19 protein-coding genes are annotated in these 18,550 nt (G+C 44.7%); 11 read left to right on the forward strand and 8 right to left on the reverse strand.

All coding sequences use genetic code 11. The annotated features are described in order from the left end of the window. The first annotated feature begins 17 nt into the window (after nucleotides 1-17). Nucleotides 18-917 carry a 3-hydroxyacyl-CoA dehydrogenase gene (locus tag GJB59_RS11950; RefSeq protein WP_142828260.1) on the forward strand — a complete coding sequence of 300 codons (900 nt, stop codon included), beginning with the start codon at nucleotides 18-20 and terminating at the stop codon, nucleotides 915-917. 45 nt (nucleotides 918-962) lie between these two features. On the opposite strand, the gene GJB59_RS11955 is transcribed toward GJB59_RS11950, so the two are convergent. The 4 genes from GJB59_RS11955 to GJB59_RS11970 all read right to left on the reverse strand — a co-directional run bounded on the left by GJB59_RS11955 (nucleotide 963) and on the right by GJB59_RS11970 (nucleotide 4,577). Further along, nucleotides 963-1,298, reverse strand: a complete 336-nt coding sequence (locus GJB59_RS11955; RefSeq protein ID WP_142828262.1) for a hypothetical protein — start codon at nucleotides 1,296-1,298, stop codon at nucleotides 963-965. Between the two features lie 113 nt (nucleotides 1,299-1,411). Further along, complete coding sequence (locus GJB59_RS11960) at nucleotides 1,412-1,957, reverse strand: hypothetical protein (protein ID WP_142828264.1); 546 nt, start codon at nucleotides 1,955-1,957, stop codon at nucleotides 1,412-1,414. A gap of 123 nt (nucleotides 1,958-2,080) precedes the next feature. After that, a complete protein-coding gene (locus tag GJB59_RS11965; protein WP_142828266.1) occupies nucleotides 2,081-2,611 on the reverse strand; it encodes a TlpA family protein disulfide reductase in 531 nt (176 codons plus the stop codon). A 139-nt stretch (nucleotides 2,612-2,750) separates the two neighbouring features. Next, the gene (locus tag GJB59_RS11970; protein ID WP_142828267.1) at nucleotides 2,751-4,577 is read right to left on the reverse strand and encodes an LTA synthase family protein; all 1,827 of its coding nucleotides are present in this window, start codon (nucleotides 4,575-4,577) and stop codon (nucleotides 2,751-2,753) included. Nucleotides 4,578-4,926: 349 nt separating this feature from the next. Here GJB59_RS11970 and GJB59_RS11975 point away from each other — a divergent pair, with 349 nt between their 5' ends. Beyond that, nucleotides 4,927-5,190 (forward strand): hypothetical protein, encoded by a 264-nt coding sequence (locus GJB59_RS11975; RefSeq protein WP_236015661.1) that lies wholly within the window; start codon nucleotides 4,927-4,929, stop codon nucleotides 5,188-5,190. A 221-nt stretch (nucleotides 5,191-5,411) separates the two neighbouring features. Beyond that, a complete protein-coding gene (gene nhaC, locus GJB59_RS11980) occupies nucleotides 5,412-6,869 on the forward strand; it encodes a Na+/H+ antiporter NhaC (RefSeq protein WP_142828271.1) in 1,458 nt (485 codons plus the stop codon). Nucleotides 6,870-6,937: 68 nt separating this feature from the next. On the opposite strand, the gene GJB59_RS11985 is transcribed toward nhaC, so the two are convergent. After that, on the reverse strand, nucleotides 6,938-7,825 hold the full coding sequence (locus GJB59_RS11985; protein WP_142828272.1) for a GNAT family N-acetyltransferase: 888 nt from the start codon (nucleotides 7,823-7,825) through the stop codon (nucleotides 6,938-6,940). A 133-nt stretch (nucleotides 7,826-7,958) separates the two neighbouring features. Between GJB59_RS11985 and GJB59_RS11990 the strand changes: the two genes are divergently transcribed. From GJB59_RS11990 to GJB59_RS12025, 8 genes are all read left to right on the forward strand, one after another. Next, nucleotides 7,959-8,759, forward strand: a complete 801-nt coding sequence (locus GJB59_RS11990; protein ID WP_142828274.1) for an SDR family NAD(P)-dependent oxidoreductase — start codon at nucleotides 7,959-7,961, stop codon at nucleotides 8,757-8,759. A gap of 132 nt (nucleotides 8,760-8,891) precedes the next feature. Then, complete coding sequence (locus GJB59_RS11995) at nucleotides 8,892-9,443, forward strand: MEDS domain-containing protein (protein WP_236015649.1); 552 nt, start codon at nucleotides 8,892-8,894, stop codon at nucleotides 9,441-9,443. A gap of 317 nt (nucleotides 9,444-9,760) precedes the next feature. Continuing rightward, a complete protein-coding gene (locus GJB59_RS12000; RefSeq protein ID WP_142828278.1) occupies nucleotides 9,761-11,209 on the forward strand; it encodes an aldehyde dehydrogenase family protein in 1,449 nt (482 codons plus the stop codon). 27 nt (nucleotides 11,210-11,236) lie between these two features. Next, a complete protein-coding gene (locus tag GJB59_RS12005; protein ID WP_142828279.1) occupies nucleotides 11,237-12,361 on the forward strand; it encodes a zinc-dependent alcohol dehydrogenase family protein in 1,125 nt (374 codons plus the stop codon). A gap of 103 nt (nucleotides 12,362-12,464) precedes the next feature. After that, nucleotides 12,465-12,965: an SRPBCC domain-containing protein gene (locus GJB59_RS12010; protein WP_142828281.1), complete on the forward strand. Its 501-nt coding sequence runs from the start codon at nucleotides 12,465-12,467 to the stop codon at nucleotides 12,963-12,965. A gap of 21 nt (nucleotides 12,966-12,986) precedes the next feature. Continuing rightward, the gene (locus GJB59_RS12015; RefSeq protein WP_142828283.1) at nucleotides 12,987-13,427 is read left to right on the forward strand and encodes a VOC family protein; all 441 of its coding nucleotides are present in this window, start codon (nucleotides 12,987-12,989) and stop codon (nucleotides 13,425-13,427) included. A 131-nt stretch (nucleotides 13,428-13,558) separates the two neighbouring features. Beyond that, nucleotides 13,559-14,422, forward strand: a complete 864-nt coding sequence (locus GJB59_RS12020; RefSeq protein ID WP_142828284.1) for a PPK2 family polyphosphate kinase — start codon at nucleotides 13,559-13,561, stop codon at nucleotides 14,420-14,422. Nucleotides 14,423-14,710: 288 nt separating this feature from the next. Next, the gene (locus GJB59_RS12025; RefSeq protein WP_142828286.1) at nucleotides 14,711-15,556 is read left to right on the forward strand and encodes a YitT family protein; all 846 of its coding nucleotides are present in this window, start codon (nucleotides 14,711-14,713) and stop codon (nucleotides 15,554-15,556) included. Nucleotides 15,557-15,607: 51 nt separating this feature from the next. Here the strand turns inward: GJB59_RS12025 and GJB59_RS12030 are convergent, their stop codons facing one another. From GJB59_RS12030 to GJB59_RS12040, 3 genes are all read right to left on the reverse strand, one after another. Beyond that, the gene (locus tag GJB59_RS12030; protein WP_142828288.1) at nucleotides 15,608-16,825 is read right to left on the reverse strand and encodes an EAL domain-containing protein; all 1,218 of its coding nucleotides are present in this window, start codon (nucleotides 16,823-16,825) and stop codon (nucleotides 15,608-15,610) included. 44 nt (nucleotides 16,826-16,869) lie between these two features. Continuing rightward, entirely contained in the window at nucleotides 16,870-17,247 is a 378-nt protein-coding gene (locus GJB59_RS12035; RefSeq protein WP_142828289.1) for a YidH family protein, read from the reverse strand. Nucleotides 17,248-17,489: 242 nt separating this feature from the next. Continuing rightward, the gene (locus GJB59_RS12040; RefSeq protein WP_185960058.1) at nucleotides 17,490-18,308 is read right to left on the reverse strand and encodes a DUF4097 family beta strand repeat-containing protein; all 819 of its coding nucleotides are present in this window, start codon (nucleotides 18,306-18,308) and stop codon (nucleotides 17,490-17,492) included. Between the last annotated feature and the right edge of the window lie 242 nt (nucleotides 18,309-18,550).

Consider the following 18,550-nt stretch of genomic DNA (forward strand, 5'->3'; position numbering starts at 1 on the left):
CTTAGAGGAGAATGATGATGGACTATAAAAATATTACAGTTGCAGGCAGCGGTGTTTTGGGAAGCCAGATTGCCTATCAGACAGCCTTTAAAGGATTAAATGTGGCGATTTATGACATCAATGATAGTGCGATTGAAAGCTCAAAAAAAAGATTGGCAAAGTTGAAGAAAAACTACCGAAACGACATGGGTGCAAGTGAAGCACAACTGGATGCTGCATATGGCCGGTTGTCTTTCCATACAAACTTGGCTGAAGCTGTGGCTGATGCGGATTTGGTGATCGAAGCAATTCCGGAAGTCGCGGACATAAAAACAGCGTTCTACAAGGACTTGGGCAAAGCAGCTCCAAAAAAAACAGTATTTGTGACCAATTCTTCGACGCTGCTGCCAAGCCAATTTGCAGAAGCAACAGGACGGCCAGAAAAATTTTTGGCGCTGCATTTTGCCAATACGATCCGCATCAACAACACCGCTGAAATTATGAAGCATCCGGGAACGGATGAACAGGTGTTTGAAGACGTGATCCAATTTGCGGAAGCTATCGGGATGGTGCCATTGCCGCTGCATAAAGAGCAGCCAGGCTATATTTTAAATTCTTTGTTGGTGCCATTTCTGGAAGCTGCCGAACTGCTGCTGGTTAAAAAGGTGGCTGATGTTGAAACGGTTGATAAAACTTGGATGATTGCTACCGGTGCGCCGCTCGGGCCTTTTGCAATTTTGGATGTGGTCGGCATTAACACGGCCCACAATATTGTCAAAGCAAAAGCCGCAGCGACCGGCAACCCGAAGTTTGTGGAATTGGCACATATGCTCAAGAGCGAGTATCTGGACAAAGGAAAACTCGGAAGAGAAACAGGAGAGGGATTCTATAGCTACCCGAACCCGGCCTTTATGAAAGAGGATTTCTTGAAAAACTGAAAGCGGCTGTACACTGCCTTTAATGGTTGTGCGTGATTGTTCTGGTTAGCAAACAGGTTTTTTCCGGAAGCTTAGGGTAAAAAAAAGCAGGATATTCAGCATCGCAAAAAAAGCGACAACAAGAAACAGCAAAAGTGAAACAGGATCTCCGCCAAGACCGATTTCATCTACAATAATGGCGTGGTAGTAGACGACTTGAATCGCGACAAGTACGGCAACTACCGACAAGCTGATGACCGCAAATCCATTTAGCAGATTTGTGCGGATTTTGGGAATCAGCAATGCTGTGAATAAAACAAGCATCACGGCGAGCAGTAGAAAAAGCATTGGCCTAAGTAAAATGAATGTGCCAGAGTTTTCAAATGAACTGTAGGTATACATGCCGAGGAAACGCCTCCTGAAACTGGAATTTCAGTTTATAACGAAAAATCTCTAGAACGGGTTTCAAAAAACAACAAGCCGCCACCATAAAACATTTCGGTGACGGCTTATTTTCAGTTCCAGATAGTTTTGTACTTTTTCCTGTATTTCGGATCATCTACTCTTTCAATCAAGTCCATGGCGGTCTGCTTGACCTTTTCATCATGTGCTACATCATATATTTGCCGCATTCCCTGCAGAATATCTGAGCGAATGAGTGTGAAGTTCTTTTCATCTTCACAGGAAAGAAAGCGTTCGTTTAAGTGTTGGAGTACCATTTTCTTTTGGTCGGGTCCCGCGAGCGCTACTTTCCATATCGCCTGGAGGCTGTGCCGTGCCGTGACAAACTTTTCATCTCTTGTCACGTGCCAAAGGAGCGGGAAATCCGTGAGAATCCGGTTTTCTGGATCGCTCTTGGAAAGGCTGGCTAAATACTGGGCAGCCCTGGAACGCTGGTGATTGTTTGGGTGGCTCAAGTCCTCAAGCAAACGATCCCATACTTGGTATGTCCAATCGACTTTTTTCTCGGTCAGGATAAGAATTTGTTGATAGGCGAGAGAATTCACGCTCTTGTCCATTGATTTCGAATCCAGGAATAATTGCTCAATCGTTTTATCCATGCCGTTCACCTCATTCTTTCATTTAGACAGAATAGATGCCTGCAGTAAAGTGTTTTAAAGAAAAAACGCATGCTGTACAAGCCGGGAGGCGAGCAGCATGCGTTTTTAAAAAAATTTAGACTATTATTGGATTGTCTCGAAGGTGGCTTTGATTTCTTCATTGCTGAAATGTCCGGTCATGCTTTTGACGAGTGTACCATCAGTTCCAATATAGACAGAAGTCGGATAGCCGATTATGCCATATTCATCGAAAAAGGTGCCGCCATCGTCCAATAGAACGGTGATGTTTTCGGCGTTTGGAAATCCTTCAAACCATTTGGCGAAAGATTCGGTGCTTTTTTCAGCATTGGATCCGGGGGATACAATGGTCAATACCTCAAAATCCGTTTCTTCACCAGCTAATGTATTCAACTCTTCCATACCCGATAAACAAATAGAACACCATGACGCCCAAAACTTCACGTAAACTTTTTGGCCGGCATAATCAGCAAGATTTTGCTGATTCCCTTCCAAATCCATCAACTCAAAAGTTGGAGCCGGATTGCCGTCATTCAATTGCCCAGCATTTGCTTCACTGCCCTGTGAATTGCCGTTGCATGCACTCAATAAGACGATAAGGGCAAGCAAAAGCAGGATTTTTGTCAACGCTTTCATGGCCATCCTCCTTTTCTGTAAAAATAGCAGCTCAGTTCTTTGTAATTCCATCATATAGTTGATATGGGATAAAAGACATTGAGGCACCTCGGTTCGCTAGAAAAAAACACCTCCGTTTTTACACGAAGATGATTTTCTGTCACTTTTCGCTTTGGCCAATTTCCTTGAGTGCGTTTTTTTGAATGATCAGATCAGACATGCGAAGCTGATCGGCAGCCGTTTCAATTTGTTCACTGCATCGATCGATTCCTACTTCTTCACCTGAAGCAGTTTCATAACAGGTGCCGCTGCCTCCAGGCACAGTCAAATCAGGCTCGAAATAAACTTCTTCGTACCGGAACGCACCGTGACGGAATGTTGTCAGGTTGCTGTCTTCATCCAGCAGAGATTGGCCGAGCATATAAGGCGGTTCGATGCCTAAAATATCTAGGATGGTCGGAGCAATATCAATTTGCCCTCCAGTACTGTCAACCGTACTTCCTTTTTCCATATTAGGTTCTTTGATGAAAAGCGGCACTTGATGGTCGAGTTCAAATAATTCCACTGTATTTTCCGCATCCAACTCCTGTGCCATTTCGCTGTCGGGCTGAGTCAGTCCACTGTCATGGTCTCCATAAAAGACGATGAGTGAATCGTCCCACATATCCTTCTCCTTCAGCTCTTCAATCATCGCACCAACAGCTCCGTCGACATAATGAATGGTTTCATAATAGCCCTTCAGCAATGGATCCTCATAACCGGTCAAATCCAACTGTTCCAGTTCCGCCGGTATTTCATATGGTGTATGGCTCGACAGCGCAACCATAAAGGCGAAATAGGGCTCTTTCAGCTGTTCAGCCAATTCGATGGAAGAGGTCAAGAAATCCTCATCGTTCAAGGCCATGCCGATTTTCTGATTGTCCGGGAAATCTGTCTGGCTGAAGAACTGGTTAAATCCGATATTCTGGTAGAAATCGTCGCGATTCCAAAAATCCTTCTCAAACGCATGCATAGCCGCAGTATCGTAGCCAGCATCTTTCAGCAATTCCGGCAGCGCATCAAACTCATTATCTGCGTATTGGGTATAGACAGAACCTGATTTCAAAGGGTGCAAGGATGTCAATGTGATAAATTCTGCATCTGATGTCCGGCCTTCATGCGTTTGATGATAGAACGACGGGAAAAACAGCGTTTCTTCTTTTAGCGCATTTAAATGAGGCGTCAGTTCCTGCCCATTTACTTGCTGTCCAATCACCGAAGTCTGGAACGATTCTAATTGGACGACAATGATGTTTGGCTTTGCTGAGTCGGATACAGTTGAAGGGGTATCGGGATTCAGCTCGCGAATCCGGGATTCTTCCTCCGCAGTGACGCTGTCATTCTTAAATAGAGAGCCGACACCTTGGGCGAAATCCAAACCGTGGTAACCCCAAAATCCAAGCTGGTAATACTCGCGCATATTGGAAATAGGTTCGTCCACCAGCCATTTTTCTTCATTGGCATAGCTTGCTGCCAAGGGAATCACAAACAATGCAAGACCGAGAGCAGCACCTCCACCGGCAAAAATTCTTTTTTGTCGGCGGCTTACAAAATCTTGTCGATTGCGGATGGCAAAAAGGACCACCGAGAAAATCAACAAGTCGGCAAAGAATAAGATATCTTTCATCTCAATCAAGGTCAGAAATCCGCCTCCGACATCACTCATCTGCGTGATATCGGAAAGCAATGCAATGGACAAAAGATCGCTGAAATAGCGATAATACCAAAGATCCGAAACGAGCAGTGTGCTGTGCAAAAATAGCAGCGCCAATAAAACCCAACGCCGTTTTTTACTGCCCAGCAACAGCGTCCAGCTGGATAAGACGACGATAGAGGCCAAATTAAGAACGAAAAAGCTGAAAGGGAATTCAGTCCCTGCATACAAGCTGAACAGAAAAAGTTTAGAAATGGACAATAGCAGGTAAATCCAATACTCCAGGAATTTCATGGTGCACCTCCGGACAAGTTATAACGCTTTGCTGTTCAATGCAAATAAAGCACTTGCCAGTGAACCATTTAATATTTGCTGCAAAACAAAGCTGTTCTTAATTAAATACCACTCTTCAGATGGGTGAAAACATTACGACATGTCCGTATTGTGGCAAAAGAGTCGGATTGGCGAGAGTTTGATGGCATTTGGAGAACGGGTATTGAGAAGTAAAGAAATGATAGCGAGGCTCGAATGATAATTTTAGCTGTTGGCCATGCAAATTGATGATCTCTGCCGTTCAGAATGCAGATCTAAAAATATGATTATTCGTTGCAGCCAGCAATAGAAAGGGGTGTTGATTGTGGAAATGCCGAAAAAGACATCTGTTGATAAACCGGACAAAGCGAAATGCAAATATCCTTTAGTGCCTGTCGGCCAAAATTTCATCGTGGATTTTGGCGGACAGCCCTCGCTCCATGGCACGTGGCAAGTAGCGGAGAATGATGAGGCGCCGTTTTATTTGTGCAAACGTGTTTTTAAAAATGGAACAGTATCCAGAAAGAAATCAGCGGATCATCGCCGCAAGTTTTTTGAACATGAAATTTATCGGGCATTAGGAGAACAAGCTTAATTGCCGTTTTGTATACCAAAAATTGCTGTCCTGTTCAAGGATGGCTTTTTTTTTGGCAAAGTATTGTCCCAACATGCATAAAGTACCGGCTAGGAGAGGGATATCTGGACCCTTTGAATAGTTTAAAGATAAAACTTCTCCAGTTCATTTATAAAAATATAGATTAGTTCAAATTTTGCTGTAATATTAGATCATAAACTACAAGTAAGGGGTTACATAAAATGAAAACAAATCAGCAGCAGATTGAAACACCGTTTTTATGGGCGCTTGTCCCATTGATCACAATGATTGCGGCAATGGCGGTCACCATCATTGTATTTGAAGGCAGTCCGCATATTCCTTTAGTTTTGGGAGCAATAGTTGCCGGGGTAATTGCCTGGCGTCTCGGGTATAAATGGGAGACGATTGAAGAGGGGGCCTATAAAGGAATCCGGCTTGCTCTTCCTGCCATTCTGATTATTATCGTGGTAGGCATGATCATCGCATCGTGGATTGGCGGCGGCATCATTGCCACTATGATTTATTACGGCCTGCAGATCATTACGCCTTCTCTGTTTCTCCTGACAATCTGCATCATCTGCGGAATCGTTTCGCTTGCGATTGGCAGTTCCTGGTCGACGATGGGGACAATTGGCGTCGCTGGCATGGGAATTGGCATAAGTATGGGAATCCCGGCCGCAATGGTGGCTGGAGCGGTCATCTCCGGCTCTTATTTTGGTGATAAAATGTCGCCGCTATCGGATACAACGAACATGGCAGCTGGCATTACCAATACGAATTTATTTGAACACATTCGGCATATGACCTATACTACCGTTCCGGGATTGGTCATTGCCCTTGTCGTCTATTTTTTCCTTGGGCGTCAATTTGGCGGTACAGCGATTGATGAAGCGAACATACAAGGAATTATGTCTGCATTAGACAGCAACTTTCTGATTTCGCCTTGGCTCCTGCTGGTCCCTGCAGCGATTGTCATTCTGGTGGCATTGAAAGTTCCGGCTTTGCCTGCTTTGCTGATCGGTGTTTTTCTCGGCTTTATGTGCCAGATCCTTGTGCAGGGAGGCACTGTGGGTGAGGCAGTCAATGCGCTTCATGACGGCTTTATTATTGCTTCCGGCAATGACATGGTTGATGAGTTATTTAATCGCGGCGGCATCGCTTCGATGATGTTTACGGTTTCATTGACCATTTTTGCGATGGTTTTTGGCGGCATACTGGAGCATACAGGAATGTTGAAGGCAATCGTCACACAAATATTGAAAGTGGCAAAATCTGCCGGAAGCCTAATTGCAGCGACCATCGTTTCCGCTTTTTTCACTAACGCAACGGCATCCGAGCAATACATATCGATCCTTCTGCCAGGCAGAATGTACGCCACAGCCTACCAGGACAAGGGGCTGCATTCGAAAAACCTTTCACGTGCGCTCGAAGATGGCGGAACCTTGACTTCTCCGTTCATTCCATGGAACACATGCGGAGTCTTTATCCTGGCAACGCTGGCGGTCCATCCATTCGCCTACGCTCCATATGCGGTACTCAATTACGCAGTTCCGATTCTTGGAATCATTATGGCGTTTATCGGCTATAAAGTTCAATTTTTAACAGAAGATGAACTGGCACAGCTGAAAGTAAAGCAGCAAAGAATTGATCGCGAAAACGAATTGACCGAAGGCGTTTAAACTTTTCAAGTTGCACAATAAAGCGAGCCTCCTCTTTGGAAATCCAAAAGAGGAGGCTCGCTTTTCTTCTATTGAACAGAAGCACCACCAAATTGCTTTTTAAAACGTTCAGTGCCATATAACAGCCAAGGAGAAGGCAGTTCGAAGGTATGATGTTCAGGCAGCTTGCTGACCTGTCCAGGGCTCAAGTCCATCCAAAGCAAGGCATTGGTTTTCACTTTTTCGCTTAGTTGCCGCTGTGCCATGGAAACAGTTTCCCATAATCCAGGCTGCTCCATCAGATCATCCCACGGATAGACAGTATGCAGATAATATTCCCGTTTGTAATCTTTTTTGGTTATCAACACCCGGTTCCTATCGGGATTTTCGAAAAATGACCATTGCACCAATTTGGCATCAGCAAATAATTCTTCAGAGGCAGGGAAAGTGTAATAGCATTCGTAAGGGAAAACGGCACCGGGTTTAATATACAGCCGGTCTATCCACGCCCTTTTTTGACGGAGATCCGTAACTTCCTGCCAGACCGGTCCGCCTGTTTCAAGTGAAGAAGCAGTGGTCGAAATGGCGCTGTAGAGTGTGGATACTTCTGCAAGGCCAAGCTTGTCCATGACGCGGCGAGCGGATGCGTTCTCAAGCTGCGTATTGGCTCCAATCCATTGAATGGCAGGAAGCGAAAAGGCTTGTTCCATAATATAGGACATCAATCGAGTGGAAAAATTATTTCCTCGGAAGCGCAAATCGCTGCGCATCCGGCCGAGCATGACGTATTGCTTGGCAAAGATCGTATAGCCGCCAACGCTTGCCAGCTGGCCCTCCCGAAATAATCCATACATCCGGCTGGAGCCGCTGGATATCCGGTTGTATACCCGAAGAATATAATCGTCTTCTATGCCTGTTTCCATTGCTTCCAATAGATGCAAATCATCTGAGTTTAATTGCCGAATTGATGTTTCCATACTCGCCACTCCTCGTTCATGTTGAAATCACTACTGATATTATATACAGGATTAGCCTGATTTTGCATGTATGCAGGTTTAAGTCGCAGGAGCATGCGGGAAAAGGGAAGCATATTCATAAGGGGGCTGTCGGATGACTATTTTTTCGAGTGAGGCATTGGCACATAAACACGTACTGATTACGGGAGCAACAGGCGGCATAGGCACCGAGACGGCTCTGACGTTGGCAGCTATGGGGGCACGCATCACCATTACTGGGCGAAACATAGAAAAGCTGGAGCAGCTGAAAGCGGAGTTGCTCCGCAAGATGCCAGCCGAAAGACTTTGTGTACAGCAGGCGGATTTGACAGACCCGGCAGATCGTATGCGGCTTATTGAACAGGCCGAAAGGAAGTTGGGTTTTATCAACGGATTGGTAAATTCAGCAGGTGTTTCAGGAGGCAAGCGGGTCGAAGAAATAGATGAAGCCTTTCTGGCAGAGATGATGAACTTGAACTTCGTATCGACCTTTCTTCTGACACAGGAAGTATATCGGAAGATGTTGGAGAAAGAAGAGGGGGATATCGTCAATCTGGCTTCCCTATCAGGTTTGCGTGGAACTTACGGCAATACGGCATACTCAGCAAGCAAGTTCGCGGTGGTTGGCTGGACTCAATCGATGGCGGTTGAAGCCATTGGACACGGCATCCGTGTTAATGCGGTATGCCCCGGTTATGTGGATACTGATATGGCTAGGAACAGCCTGCGCAAAAAAGCCGAGAGAAATGGTACGAGTTTTGAAGAAGAGCTGGACAATGCGAAAAAGGAGATTCCTTCAGGGAGATTATCCACGGCTCTAGAAGTAGCGAATGCCATCGCTTTCCTAATGACCGATGCTGCCGGAAACATTGTAGGGGAGTCGTTGAAGATTTCCGGAGGAAGCGTCATGAGGTAAGGCCGCCGGGATTCTTGTGAATGGTGAAGAATGTTGACATTATCTTTTATAGCTCTACTTGTGTATAGTGAACAAGATGAAAAAGATAGTCTGTACAACCGTCTATCAGCTGGCTAAAAGGAGATCAAGAATTTGAGGAAAGAAATTAAAGACATTCAAGATACCTTACAAGCATCTGAAGGCGCCCATGTTTTTTATTATGTCAATGAGTTGGAATGTTATATTTACAATGCCGTTTCGTATATTGTTGCCGGCATCGAGCGCGGTGATCAGGTTTTGTTCATTGAAAGCGAACGGCTTTATCCGATAATCCTGAAACGTGTAGAAGAGCTGTTGTCTGACGAACAGTTGAAGAATATTCATCACGTTAATAACTTTAAGTTTTATTGGGAGACCGGGAATTTTCATCCGCCGACTGTACTCGATTACTTCTCACATTTAATAAGCCCGTTTACGGAAAATGAACTTAGTTTCCGTACATGGGTACATGTCGAATGGCGGGAAGAGGACGAAATTGCGAAGGATATCGAAGAATATGAAATTGCGGTTGATAAGCTTATACCCCAAATCAAAGCGATTTCGATATGTGCGTATGATGCTCCGCGGGTTTCGGACGAGCTCAAAGAAGCGCTGATGAACTGCCATGGCTTCTTGATGACTGATGAGGACATCACGCCTATTTAGAGGTAAGTTGCTGAATGAGGTACGACAAAGGTTGAACTGCAGAATCTTAGCAGGCGAAAATCATTAGTCAATTCAAATAATAATTTAGAAAAACCTCTTTACGGACATTCCGTGGAGAGGTTTTTTGGTGAATTAACAAAATTTATTTAACGTTAATAACCAGTATAAAAATGACATTCTTAAAAGAAGTTTATATTGACAGAATATTGACAATTCTTGATAAAGGCATACTATATTAAGTAGTGAGGCCGCATAAGAAACAATGCTCTTTGAAGTGAACAGGTTTTTTTAAAGTTGAAAAAGGAGGAGAATCCGAAATGATCGAAATCGGTAAGTACCATTTCGGTTCCATTATCGATGGCAAGGAGTTGCCTAAAGATGGACGCGACGAAATTAGGGTCTTTAATCCCTACAACAATGAAGTTATCGGAAAGATTTCTTGCGCCACACGGGAAGATGCAGCTGCAGCGGTTGTCAGTGCACATCGCGTTTATGTGCAGACCATGAAAAAGATGCCGGCGCATAGACGGTCTGAAATTCTTCGGAAAACTGCTGATCTGCTGGAAATCGAGGGCGATGACTTTGCGCATTTATTGTCTTTGGAGGCAGGAAAACCCATCAAGGAAAGCCGGGTAGAAGTGGCGCGTGCCGTTCAGGTGCTGCGGTTTGCTTCGGAAGGAGCCAAATCCATCTACGGGGAAATGATTCCACTGGACAGTGCAATCGGCGGAGAAAATCAAATCGGCATGTCGAAGCGTGTTTCTCTCGGCGTGGTTGCAGCCATTACGCCTTTTAATTTCCCGTTGAACCTGGTGCTTCACAAGGTTGCCCCGGCGATTGCGGCAGGCAATACGGTGGTCTTGAAACCAGCGGAAAAAACGCCGCTTTCTCCAGTTCTTCTGTACCGGTTGTTTGAAAAAGCCGGACTGCCTAAAGGCGTCATCAATATTGTCATGGGGCCGGGACAGGAACTGGCGGAAACATTGGTGACTCATCCGAAAGTAAAACGGGTGACGTTCACTGGCAGCAGCGCTGTCGGATGGAAAATACAAGAAATGGCCAAACGGAAAAAAGTTACATTGGAATTGGGATCAAATGCTCCAAATATTATTTTTGAAGATGCGGATCTGGACGTTGCTGTCGATGCTATCGTAATCGGCGGTTTTACGTATGCCGGACAGGCCTGCGTATCTGCACAACGGATTTATGTCCAGGAAACCGTCTATTCTGCGTTTCTGGAAAAGCTGACAAAAAAAGTGAAAGCGCTTCAAACGGGAGACCCACTGGATGAAACAACCGATATGGGGCCGATGATCACCCAGGAAGCAGCTGAGCGTGCAGAATCGTGGGTTAAAGAAGCGCTTAGGCAAGGCGCGACATTATCGGCCGGCGGAAATCGCAAAGGCACAATGATGGAGCCGACCATTGTCAGTGACGTAACACCTGATATGAAGGTGGTATGTGCGGAGGTTTTTGCACCTATTGTCAGCGTTATGTCCTTTGGTACGGAAGAAGAAGCGGTAAAGCATGCCAACGAGTCAGATTTCGGTTTGCAGGCAGGTGTCTTCACGGCCGATATCAACCGGGCTATGCGGATGGCAGATACGCTGGAAACGGGAGGCGTCTGGATCAATGAAGTTTCGGTTCGCCGCTATGATCATATTCCTTATGGCGGAGTGAAAAACAGCGGCATGGGAAAAGAAGGGGTCACCTATGCGATTGAAGAAATGACCGATGTGAAATTTATCGGCATTAAACTATATTGAAAATTTGATTGAGGAGATGGTGGAAGTATGCAAGTGAGATCAGCGGTATTACGGGAAATTGGAGCAACAACTCCTTACGAAGAAAGCCAGCCGATTCATATTGAAACGCTGGAATTGGATTCGCCGGAAAAAGGAGAGGTGTTAATCCAAATAAAAGCAGCGAGTTTATGCCATTCCGACCTATCAGTGATGAACGGCAGCCGTCCGCGGCCGCTGCCTATGGCTCTTGGCCACGAAGCAGCGGGTGTGATTATCGAGGTCGGAGAAGGCGTGACCGATTTGGAACCTGGCGATCATATCGCCTGCGTATTCGTTCCGAGCTGTGGACAATGCGGACCGTGCCGGGAAGGACGTCCAGCTTTATGTGAACCGGGAGCTGCCTCCAATACGGCGGGCACCTTACTGGGCGGCGGAAACCGTCTTCATACAGAGACGGAAATCGTCAACCACCATGTAGGCGTTTCGGCTTTTTCGGAATACGCCGTCGTATCGAGAAATTCAGTCGTTAAAGTGAATAAAGATATTCCTTTCGAAAAAGCGGCGCTGTTTGGCTGCGCGGTCATCACGGGAGTCGGAGCAGTTGTCAATACAGCGGGCATTAAACTCGGCAGCACAGTCGCAGTGGTTGGCCTTGGCGGAGTAGGTCTCAGTGCGCTGCTTGGGGCAATTGCGGCCGGCGCGAGCCGTATTGTTGCTGTGGATATCAATGAAAATAAACTGAAACAAGCAAAAGAGCTGGGAGCCACGGATGTGTTTAATTCTAAAGATCCGGATGTTGTTGAACAGATTCGAAAAGCGACAGGCGGCGGATTGGATTACGCTTTTGAAACTGCTGGCGTTGTTCCGGCGATGGAAGTTGCCTACGCTGTCACTAAACGCGGGGGAACTACGGTCACGACGGGATTGCCTCATCCGGAGCATCAATTTGCCTTTCCGTATTTGTCGTTGACTGCCGAAGAACGGACAATTAAAGGATCGTATTTGGGCAGCTGCGTGCCAAGCCGTGACATTCCGCGTTACATGAATCTGTTTCAGGAAGATCGCTTGCCTGTCGATAAACTGATCACCGATTTCATCACATTGGAGGAAGTCAATAAAGGCTTCGACATTTTGGCAAAAGGCGATTCTTCACGGATCATCATAAAATTTTAAAAGGAAGCTCCAACTAATTCGAGAATGCAGGAGGAGGGAGATCAGGTTGTAAAACGCCCGCTGCAAAGCCGTTGGCATCAACCAAAAACAAGGAGGATTTGCGATGTCTGCAAATAAAATTTCTTCGAAAGTGGATGGCTTGGAACTGATCATGGAAAGGTCTTTTGACGCACCAAGAGATCTGGTATTTTCAATGTTTGTGGAGCGGGAGCATGTTGCGCGCTGGTGGGGCCCAACTGGATGGGATACGACTGTTTACAAAATGGAAGTCAAACCCGGCGGCATCTGGCACTATTGCATGCGTTCGCCTGAAGGACAGGAAGCATGGGGGAAGTCGACTTACCGGGAAATTGATCCACCAAATCGCTTGGTTTATGTGGACGCCTTTTCCGATGAACAGGAAAATGAAGTCGCCGATATGCCAGTCATGCTGATTACGACGGATTTTGTTGATGATGAGGCTTCCTGCAAGGTGATTTCTGCCACCAAGTTCGATTCACAGGAAGAACTGCAGAAAGTAATTGAGATGCAGGCAGTTGAAGGAATGGCCGAAACCTATGACCGCCTGGAGAAGTATTTGACGGAGGTTCAGCAATCAAAATAAAAATCGGAGAGAAGGGCAATAATGATTACAAAGTTATTTCCTTATTTGAACTTTGATGGCAGCGGACATGAAGCAGCACATTTTTATACGGATGTGCTGGGTGGTGAACTGGTTGGCATCATGACCTATGGTGAAGCGCAAGGGGCGGATATGGAAGGCATGCCCGAGGAAGCTAAGAATATGGTGATGAATGCGCAGATTGACTTGAAAAATGGCGATACACTGATGATTTCTGATGTCCCTCCAGGAATGGGAATGCCAGCGTTTCAAAAAGGCAATAATATGTCAGTCACGGTACTCTTTGATGACATCGAGGAAGCACGTACCGTTTTTGGCAAATTGCTTGAAGGCGGCACGGTCAGTATGGAATTGCAGAAAACTTTCTGGAGCCCGCTATACGGCAGCCTGGTCGACAAATTTGGAATCGAATGGCAAGTTTCAGTCGAAGATGAGGTGGAATAAGCTATTGAAAAACCGTGATCCCAAATGAGGATCACGGTTTTTCAATAGTCCGTTAGATTATTCCTGATAGAGGGTATGGTAGGAGGCAAGCCAATCAACTCACTGTATGAAAAGCAAGAAGGAGGATGATTATGAATATCGATAAATACTTAGTCAATAAAGATGAAAAACTGAAGCTTTCCCATTATCCTACTACAGATGGAGATAAATTCGATGAACACGAACTCAAAGAGAAAAAAATTCCGGAAAGCGTCGATAAACTGAAAGAATTGCATATGAAATTGCATGCCCAGGAAGAAAAAGGGATTATCGTTGTACTCCAAGCAATGGACGCAGCAGGAAAAGATGAAGCTATAACGTATATATTTTCTAACTTGACGGCACAGGGACTTAAGGTGACATCGTTTAAAAAGCCTTCTGAAGCTGAACTTGCCCACGACTACCTATGGCGATTCCGGGAAGGGATGCCGGCTAGAGGGCAGATCGGCATCCTGAATCGTTCCTATTATGAAGAAGTAATAGCGCCAAGAGTCCATGATTTACTGGAAGAAACACCGCTTCCAGATGAATTAATCGATGAAAATATCTGGAATGTCCGCTATCGCCAAATCAATGATTATGAACGTTATATGACGGAAAATGGATTTCCGGTAGTGAAATTCTTTTTCAATATGTCCTATGATGAGCAACGCCGCCGCTTGCTTGAGCGCATGAAAAATCCGGAGAAAAATTGGGAGTTTTCATTTAATGATGTAAAAGAGCGTAAACATTGGGACGGTTATCAGGAAATTTTTGAAGATCTCTTGAATAATACGTCAACCGAATATGCGCCTTGGTATGCACTTCCAGCTGATGATGAGTGGTTTTCACGTTATATCGTTTCGGAAGTGATGGTCAAAACGCTGCAGCAGATGGATCCACAATATCCGGAAATTACAGGGGAAGAAAAAGAAGAGCTGGAAAAAGCAATCCGCCAATTAGAAAAAGAAAATTAGCAAAAAAGGATTCAGAATAATCTCATTCTGAATCCTTTTTTCTTTTGGTGAAAAGAACGTGGATAAAAGAAGAAAGGCTTGCTTTTCAATCCGTAAAGCCACTATAATATGAACTATTGGTTCACGATAAAAAAGAACAATTTATTCGTTTTTTTCGTAGTTTTTATTGAAAAGTAAAAGATTACATGATAATAAATGCTCTTCAGGTGACGTGCAGCTGCACGGCCTTTTTTTGTGTGTTGAACAAAAAAATTTAAGTAAGGGTTGCCTTAAGATTGGAGTTTGGTTATGAATAAATGGACGAGATTATTGATTGTTTTTGTTTCCTCAATTGTCCTTGGATTTGCGTTTAATATGTTTTTATTGCCCCATGAGGTACTGGCGGGCGGAGTGACCGGCATTGCGATGATGCTGGGGTTGGTAACCCCTTTGAATGCGGGGCTTTGGATGATCCTCTTGAACATTCCGATTCTTGTTCTCGGCTGGATGAAGCTGGGCAAGACCTTCATAGCCAATAGCCTGTTTTCTGTTGTGGTTACATCAATTTCAATGCTGTATATTCCGGTTGTGAAATTGACAGAAGATGCATTACTGTCTTCGGTTTTTGGCGGGGTGATTTCAGGAGCCGCCATCGGAATTATTATTCGCTATTACAGTTCGACTGGCGGATTTGACGTCATTGGCCTGCTGCTTTCCATGAAACGGGATATTCCCCTGGGAGCACTCGTTTTTGTGCTCAACAGCGCGGTCGTTTTCGTTTCAGGCTTTATCTTTTCGTGGGAACTGGCGATGTACACGATGGCTTCCATCTACATCAGTGGTCTGGTGATTGACCGGGTCCACACGCGCCACATTAAACTGAGCTTGATGGTGGTGACCAATCAAGGCGATGCTGTTAAAAAGGAATTGCTTGATAATCTTTACCGCGGCATTACGGTAGTCGATGGCGAAGGGGCTTATTCAGCTGCTAAAGTGAAAGTTCTTTATAGCGTCATCAGCCGCCACGAGTTGGCATTTGTTCGGCCGTTGATTAAAAATATCGACCCAAAGGCATTCGTCAGCATCAGCGAAACGATGGAAGTCATGGGGAATTTCAGAAAAGACGATAACTTTATGAAAAATCCAATACTGTAAAAAAAACTCTCCATTTTTGGAGAGTTTTTTTATATGCTGCCCATTTTTCTCCTACTGAAACAGCAGGTAATCCTTTTCAGAAATAAAGTCGTTGCTGATGTCGATAAACAAATAACAGTCTTCTGATAAGGGATAGCTGAATGTGCGGATCATCTCGCCGGTTTCAATATCTGAATAGATGTCTGATAAAATCCCTTTATGCCTGGTTTTCATCTGCATCGTATTTTCTAAGAAATATGGGCGAAATGCCCAGTGTGATCCGATTTGATCAGATTCCAAAGACCAATCGCTGCCGTGTTTCCTGAAGTTGGAAGACACTTGCCGGCCATCGCTGTTGCAAATGTACAGGCGGAAACTTTCTTCTTTAAAAAGATCAGCCACAGCTTCGATAAAATGGTCTGCAGTTTGGGGACCGTTCCATTTGGGGAGCAGCTTTTTTACTTTTTCTTCCTGGATATGGGTAAAAGCGTAGCGGCTTTCCACCATCGCTTTTTCCCGTTGGACAAACGCATTAATCTTATCCCCCACATCAATCGGGATAGAGCCATTCACTGGCAGTTCAAAATCCGGTTTTGCCAAGTAAAAGCCCTGATAGTAATGGCCGCCATGTTTCCAGGCAAAATACAGTTGGTAATTGTCTTCAATGTTTTCATAGGAAAGTTTAGCGCCAATACGCCGTGCCAGCACAGAAAGGGTTTGGATAACATCCTGGAATACTTCCGGATTGGAATTCCGTACAAAAGTGGTATCAATTTTCAAAATATGAGGACGCAGCTGGCGAATCCGGTCGATATTGGAGCTTTTTGCTCCTACATGATCGACAGCAATCTGAATGCCATACGTCTTATAGTAGATCAAAAGATGTTCCAGCACTTCAAAGTCTTCATCAAAATCATGTTCGGTAATTTCCAGAACCATCCGATTCATGGAGAAGCCTTTTTCCGCGTACACTTTTAAAGATTCCAGAAAATCTTCTCCGCTGTTGATCAGCAATTGCTTGGCGTTTCGATTGATGAACAGCAGTCCGTCATTCCCGGAATCGAGCATTTGGCTGATAGCCAATTTCAGCAAATGCTGATCGACTTCAACTTTGTATTCATCGGGCACATCGCTGTCATGAAAAAAGTCGCCAAGGCTGATCCAAGTGCCTTCAAACAGAAATCTCCCCAGAACTTCATAGCCGATGACATTGTGTTTGACCGCACTGATGATCGGCTGGAAAGCAGGCTTGACCTTATGTAAGTTTTCAAGAATATCTAATGGATCCATAGCGCGTGCTCCTTTGCTGCTAAACTTGGTGAGATGTGTCTACCTTACATAATCATAAAGAAGTAGATAATGACCATAATAATCATGACGGCAAGCATCGAGGATATCAGCGTGATGTGCATATTCGATGGCGTAAATGTTTCATTGATGATTTGCTGGCGCTTGGTTTTGTAGTTTTGGGTTGCTGAAAAAATAACAGCGAGGCCAAAAATACAGGCAAAAATGCCGAGTGCAACCGTGAAGACATCAACAAAAGGATTGCGAGTGACCCCCATTGTAAAATGCAGGCTGGTTGCTAAAAAACCGACCCCGACAATCGAAATGACGGTGCGGATCCAAGCCAGGTAAGTGCGCTCATTGGCGAGATGCTGCTGTGTATAGATCAGTTGATTTTTTTCTTTGCGATAAGTCTGCCGTGACATTTCTATTCTCTCCTTCCAGCAATAATTGGTTCTGGAATTTTCACAATCTGGAATCGAGAAAAACCTTAGCGTATTCCCAGTATAAATGATTCAGGAATAAAAAGGAATTTGGGGAAATTGGATCGACAACTTGGTGAAATAAAAGGCCTTCAAAATCTAGAGTCTTAAAAAAGGATTCCTGAAAGCTCAAAAGACACAGCTCTCGGGCGTGAGCATGTGTCTTTTGCCTATTGAAAGCTGGATCATTCCACAAGGATATTGCCGTTTTCGGAACTTGCTTTGATCAAAGGGAATTCGTCTTCCAATTTGATCATTTCAGAACTATCTCCAAAAATATCGATCTGCCCATTTATTGCGGTGGATTCGAAACTGCCTTGAACCGGCTTGTTTTCGGTTTGAATGGTGATGTCCCCATTGCTTGTTTTAAATTCAATAGGATAAACCAAGTCGCTTGTCACTAGGTCGATGCTGCCGTTTGAAGTATCGGCTGTCAGTTTTACATAGGCATTTATATTTTCCAGGTGAATGTCGCCATTTGAGGATACAGCATCGATGCCTTGGGCTTCAACGCCATTCAAGCCCACTTGGCCGTTTGCTGTCTCGACAGAAGCAAACTTCGCATAAACATTCTCCAGCCCAATCTCGCCGTTTGCAGTATACGCCGACAAGTCGTAGGCTTCGACAGTAGAGAAGTCAAGATCCCCGTTATCGGATTGAACTTTAAGATTTCTGGAATTGCTTTTTGGAACGTGGATGGTCAAGACGGCTGGGTCCCGTGAACTGAAATTGAAAAAACTTGATCTGCTGATGACTTCAATTGTGAGCTGTGTGTCTTGGAGTGTAGTCAAAAGCTGATGTTTCCCATTGTTTCCGTCCAGTTCGACTTTAGTGTTTTCGTTTTGGGAAGAGAGCAATGTCACATTCGCATGTTCTGCAGAAACGTAGATGTCCCGAATTTCTTCTTCAAAAAGAGCCTCTTCCAAACTGCCGCTGCCAGCAGGAAAGATAGTGAACAAAAAGGTGATGGTTCCAATGGCTAAGAGTGAAAATAGAACAAACAACAGAATGCTCCTTCCAGATTTCCTCATTAGCTTTCGCTCCCATATATGAATTTGACAGCCGATTATGTATGGATTTTTTTCGTTCAGTATAATCCGATGTTGTAATAAAATCAATAAATTAGCAGCGTTATCAATAAAATATAACTCTTTTATTTATCTAAATATATGTCAGACTCATAATCCTTCATTGTCGATATTCCGCAAAGCAGCTGCGCTTTTCGCGGACTGGGCAGAGCTATGCC

This window comes from Planococcus soli, assembly GCF_016881065.1.
Classification (GTDB): domain Bacteria; phylum Bacillota; class Bacilli; order Bacillales_A; family Planococcaceae; genus Planococcus; species Planococcus soli.